General features: G+C 60.7%; 5 protein-coding genes. 3 read left to right on the top strand and 2 right to left on the bottom strand.

What is annotated here, in order from left to right; translation table 11 throughout:
• Positions 1 to 270, bottom strand: a 270-nt coding sequence (locus ACC569_RS13700) for a Smr/MutS family protein (RefSeq protein WP_372524096.1), incomplete at its 3' end; no start/stop codon positions are given.
• A gap of 204 nt (positions 271 to 474) precedes the next feature.
• Positions 475 to 1,425 carry a thioredoxin-disulfide reductase gene (gene trxB, locus ACC569_RS13695; protein WP_372524095.1) on the bottom strand — a complete coding sequence of 317 codons (951 nt, stop codon included), beginning with the start codon at positions 1,423 to 1,425 and terminating at the stop codon, positions 475 to 477.
• 141 nt (positions 1,426 to 1,566) lie between these two features.
• Between trxB and ald the strand changes: the two genes are divergently transcribed.
• From ald to ACC569_RS13680, 3 genes are all read left to right on the top strand, one after another.
• Positions 1,567 to 2,634 (top strand): alanine dehydrogenase, encoded by a 1,068-nt coding sequence (gene ald, locus ACC569_RS13690; protein WP_372524094.1) that lies wholly within the window; start codon positions 1,567 to 1,569, stop codon positions 2,632 to 2,634.
• Between the two features lie 205 nt (positions 2,635 to 2,839).
• The gene (locus ACC569_RS13685; RefSeq protein ID WP_372524093.1) at positions 2,840 to 5,143 is read left to right on the top strand and encodes a DNA translocase FtsK; all 2,304 of its coding nucleotides are present in this window, start codon (positions 2,840 to 2,842) and stop codon (positions 5,141 to 5,143) included.
• A 5-nt stretch (positions 5,144 to 5,148) separates the two neighbouring features.
• A partial coding sequence (locus tag ACC569_RS13680) for an outer membrane lipoprotein carrier protein LolA (RefSeq protein WP_372524092.1) occupies positions 5,149 to 5,358 on the top strand: 210 nt, incomplete at its 3' end.

Below are 5,358 nucleotides of genomic sequence, written 5' to 3'. Positions count from 1 at the left end.
GTATTGGCCGCGGCGTAATTTTCGGATGACGCTGTGTTGCAGGCCAGGGCGGGTGTAGAGCAGTTCGTCGCCGGTCTCGATATCGGCAGGTTCGTATTCGTCGGACAGCAGGCTGTCCATGACTTCGCGCTGATCGCGCAGCGTTTGTTCGGGGACCGGCTTGCGGCGTTTAGGTTTGGGATGAATCTTGTCCTGCTTTACCGGGCGGATTTTTCCGACGGCCTTGCGGAACAGGTCGGGGTCGTCGTCATCCTGATTATCGGTCGGCATGGGTCAGGCTCCAATCAAGAACCCTCATCCTAACTAACCTTTCCCCTTGGTGGGAGGGAATTTATGTGCAGGGCGGCATGACCGCCCTGATCATTTATTTCCTGGATTCCCGCTGAAGCCTGCCCTCGAATGGTGTAATCGGGGGCGGGAATGACAACCAAAGTATTGGTGGATTACGGCAATAACCGCCTATCCCGCACAATATTATTTAAGCTTTTGCAGATAGCGATCCGCGTCCAGTGCCGCCATGCAGCCGGTGCCGGCGGAGGTGACGGCCTGGCGGTAGACGTGATCCTGCACGTCGCCGGCGGCGAACACGCCCGGAACGCTGGTGGCGGTCATGTTGCCCTGATCGCCGCATTTAGTCTTGATATAGCCGCCGTGCATTTCAAGTTGGCCCTCGAAAATGGCGGTGTTGGGGGCATGGCCGATAGCGATGAACACACCCTGCACGGTGAGTTCTTTCTTCTTGCCGCTATTGTTCTTGATGCGCACGCCGGTGACGCCGTTCTTGTCACCGAGAATTTCGTCCACTTCATGGTTCCATTCGACGGATATGTTGCCGCCCTTGGTTTTGGCCATGAGTTGGTCGATCAGAATGGCCTCGGCCTTGAAGCTGTCGCGCCGGTGCACCACGGTGACATGGGAAGCGATGTTGGACATATAAATCGCCTCTTCCACGGCGGTGTTGCCGCCGCCGATGACGGCGACTTTGTGACCTTTATAGAAGAATCCGTCGCAGGTGGCGCAACCGGACACGCCCTTGCCCCGGTGCGCTGCTTCGGAAGGGATGCCAAGGTATTTGGCCGAGGCGCCGGTGGCGATGATGAGCGCATCGCAGGTGTAAACGCCGGAGTCGCCAACCAGCTTGAACGGCCGTGACTTGAGATCTGCCGTATGGATATGATCGAAGATAATCTCGGTCTTGAAGCGCTCGGCGTGTTTCTGCATGCGCTCCATCAGCGCCGGGCCCAGCAGGCCCTCGACGTCGCCCGGCCAATTATCTACGTCGGTGGTGGTCATGAGCTGGCCGCCCTGCTCCAGGCCGGTGATGAGCACCGGGTTGAGGTTGGCGCGTGCGGCATAGACCGCGGCCGTATAGCCGGCGGGGCCGGAGCCGAGAATGAGCAGCCGGCAGTGCTTGACCTTATCCATTATGCGGTAACTCCGTAGGAAAACAGGAAAACATTCGATAGACAAAAACCCGAGAAGTTCTTATCTTGCTGCACCGGTGGTGGCAGCCGCGATTTCGTGCGTATGTTACGCCATGGACGCAAAGACGGTAAAGGAGAACGCATGCGTATCGGGATTCCGAAAGAAGTGAAGGTGCGGGAAGGGCGCGTTGCGCTGATTCCGCCCGCCGTCGCCGAACTGATCCTGCATGGGCACGAAGTGTCCATCCAGTCTGGCGCGGGCGTCGCGAGCGGCTATCCGGACGAAGATTACAAGCACGTGGGCGCGCAGATCTTACCTGATGCGGCTGCCCTTTACGGCCGCGCGCAGATGCTGCTCAAGGTCAAGGAACCCATCGCCTCGGAGTATAATCTGCTGCGCAAGGACCACATCCTTTTCTCCTACTTGCATTTGGCGGCCACGCCGAAGCTGGCGCAGGCGCTGAAGGATAAGGGCCTGACGGCGGTGGCGTTCGAAACCGTCGAGGCCGGCGGAAAACTGCCGCTGCTCGCGCCTATGAGCGACATCGCCGGGCGATTATCTGTTCATATTGGCACCACGTTGCTCCACAGCCACGCGGGTGGGAGAGGCGTTATGCTCGGCGGCCTGCCGTCCACGGAACGTGGCCATGTGGTGATTCTCGGCGCTGGCGTGGCTGGAGGCAATGCGGCGGCAGTAGCTGCCGCGCTCGGCGCGCAGGTGACCGTGTTCGCGCCGCACCGCGAGGCGCTGGAACGCATGCACGCGCTCGGACCGAATGTCACGGCCTTGCCTTCCTATGCACCGTTGATCGCCGAGGCGGTTTACAGCGCCGATCTGCTGATCGGCGCGGTGCTGATTCCGGGCGCGAAGTCGCCTAAGCTCGTCACTGCCGAGATGGTGCGCAAAATGAAACCGGGCAGCGTCATTATTGATATCTCCGTAGATCAGGGCGGTTGCATCGAGACCATCCGTCCGACCGATTACGAGCATCCCACCTATATACAGGACGGCGTGGTTCACTTCGGCGTGACCAACATGCCCGGCGCGGTACCACGCACGGCCTCGCAGGCGCTGTCAACGGTGCTCACCCCCTACGTGCTGAAGCTGGCGGCGGATGGCGGACTGAACGATCCGGCCATTGCCAGGGGTGTCAACGTTGCCGGCGGAAAAATTGTCCACCCGGCCGTGGCGACGGCACTGGCGAATTGAGCGCGAAGGAACTTCGAATTAAGTTATACCGTTCGCCCTGAGCTTGTCGAAGGGTGAACAAGACTGTATTCACAGGGCCGATGCCCTGTTCGTGCTTCGACAAGCTCAGCACGAACGGTCTTAGTCAGGGTTACCTTAATAGTTGGCGCAATGCCCTAAAAAATGGGAAAATGCCGCCACTTTTTACGGCACTCTAAGGAAGGTTGTGACGCAGGCCACCCGCAACAAATCCAATCCACCGCTGACACCGCGTATTCTCCATCTGTTGCGTGAAGCGGCCCTGTACGTCCTCGCCGCGATCGCCATCTATCTGCTGATTTCGCTGTGGACCTACTCCACCACCGATCCATCGTGGTCGCACCTGGGGTCGAGCGACATCGTGGTCAACACCGGCGGGCGCGCGGGCGCGTGGCTGTCGGACGTGCTGTTCAACCTGTTCGGTTACGTCGCCTTTCTGTTTCCGCTCATGATCGGCTTTTCCGGCTGGCACATTTACCAGCATCGCAAGGATCCGGAATCGCCGGGACTTAAGCACCGTCTTCTGATGACCGGAAGTTTCATTGCCGTCATGATCGGCGCCTGCGGACTGGCCGGCCTGCACTTCGCGCAGAGCCAGACCGGCATGCCGTTCGCCAGCGGCGGCTGGCTGGGCAATGCCATGGGGTTGGGATTGGCCTCGGCCTTCAGTTTTACCGGTGCCACGCTGTTCCTGCTGGCTTTGTTTCTCTCGGGCGTCACGATTTATACCGGACTCTCCTGGCTCAAGCTCATGGACAGCGCGGGCCGATGGAGTTTCGTTTTTGCCGACTGGCTGTATCGTTTTATCTCCGCGCAGGTTGACCGACTGATCGGCATGCGCGCCAAGCAGAAACGGCGCGAGGTCGTGGATGAGGACATGAAAGCGTTGGAACGGCACACCCCGCCGCGTATTGAGCCGTCGATCGCCAAACCCGCACAAAGCAAGCGCGCGGAAAAGGAAAAACAGGTGCCGCTATTCGACCTGCCGTCTCCCGGCGAGCTGCCGCCGTTGTCGCTGCTGGACCCGGCGGACAAGGACAAGGCACCGCAGTTCTCAAAACAGTCCCTGGAAAGCATGGCGCGGCTGCTGGAAAAGAAGCTGCTCGATTTCGACATCGAGGCGCAGGTGGTGGCCGTGCATCCGGGTCCGGTGATCACGCTCTTCGAGATCTTGCCGGCGCCGGGCATCAAGGCTTCGCAGATCACCAACCTGCAGCGCGACTTGGCGCGTTCGCTGTCTGTGGTCAGCCTGCGCGTGGTGGAAAACATTCCCGGCAAGACCTCGGTCGGCATTGAAATTCCCAACGAAGGGCGCGAGACCATACGCCTGACCGAGGTGCTGGCATCGCAAGCGTACGAGGAATCCGTCTCGCCGCTGTCGCTCGCGCTCGGCAAGGACATCAGTGGCAATCCGGTGGTGGTGGATCTCGCCAAGATGCCGCACCTGCTGATTGCCGGCACCACGGGTTCGGGTAAATCAGTGTGCATCAACTCGCTGATCCTGAGCCTGCTGTACAAGTCCACGCCGGAAAACGTGCGCATGATCATGATCGACCCCAAGATGCTGGAGCTCGCGGTGTACCAGGGCATTCCGCATCTGCTCGCGCCGGTGGTGACGGACATGAAACAGGCGGCCAACGCCTTCAAGTGGTGCATCGCCGAGATGGAACGGCGCTATCGCCTGATGGCCGCGCTCGGCGTGCGCAATCTCGCGGGCTACAACCGCAAGATCAAGGACGCGCAGGAGGCCGGCACGCCGATCACCGACCCGCTGGTACAGCCGGGTGAGGAGGCGGTGGAGCTGAAACCCTTGCCGATGATCGTCATTCTTGTCGACGAATTGGCCGACCTGATGATGGTGGTCGGCAAGAAGGTGGAGGAGCTTATTACACGGCTGGCACAGAAGGCGCGTGCCGCGGGCCTGCATCTGGTGCTGGCGACGCAACGCCCGTCGGTGGACGTGATCACCGGCCTCATCAAGGCGAACATCCCCTCGCGTCTTGCATTCCAGATGTCGTCGCGCGTGGACTCGCGCACCGTGCTCGACATGATGGGCGCGGAGCAATTGCTCGGCAGCGGCGACATGCTGTACTTGAGCGTGGGCCAATCGTTGCAGCGCGTGCACGGGGCGTTCGTCGCTGATCATGAAGTGCACAAGGTCACGACCTTTCTCAAGAAGAGCGGCGAGCCGGTTTACGAGGAACAGATTCTCAACGGCGATGCCGGCGTCAACGACCAGGGCTTCCTTCAGGAAGGCGGCGGTAATGGCGAGAACGGCGGCAATGGCGAGGCCGATCCGCTGTACGACGAGGCGCTCAAAATCGTCACCGAAACGCGTCGCGCCTCCATATCCGGCGTGCAACGGCGTTTGCGCATCGGCTACAACCGTGCCGCGCGGCTGATCGAAGAGATGGAACGCACCGGCGTCGTCGGACCGCTGCAACCCAACGGCAGCCGCGAGGTAATCGCGCCTCCGCCAGTGCGAGTCTGATCCACATGCAACGCCTGTTGATTCTGGCGGCGATGTTCCTGCTTGGGATGAGCAGCGTGATGGCGGCCACGAACGACCCGAAGTCGGGCGCCGACAGCCTGCGGCGGTTTTTCCATGAGGTGAACAGTTTCAGCGCCCGGTTCAAGCAGGTCGTGCTCGACGAGACGCTCAAACCCATCCAGGAATCCTCCGGCACCCTGTGGATCGAGCGTCCC

It is taken from the genome of Sulfuricaulis sp., assembly GCF_041499725.1.
Taxonomy (GTDB): Bacteria; Pseudomonadota; Gammaproteobacteria; order Acidiferrobacterales; family Sulfurifustaceae; genus Sulfuricaulis.
The sequence above is the reverse complement of the archived record's forward strand: the minus strand, read 5'-3'. Positions and strand labels throughout refer to the sequence as shown.

Excerpts from the sequence above, each read along its gene's own strand:
- trxB (WP_372524095.1), bottom strand. The coding sequence starts at position 1,425 with ATGGATAAGGTCAAGCACTGCCGGCTGCTCATTCTCGGCTCCGGCCCC.
- ald (WP_372524094.1), top strand. The coding sequence starts at position 1,567 with ATGCGTATCGGGATTCCGAAAGAAGTGAAGGTGCGGGAAGGGCGCGTT.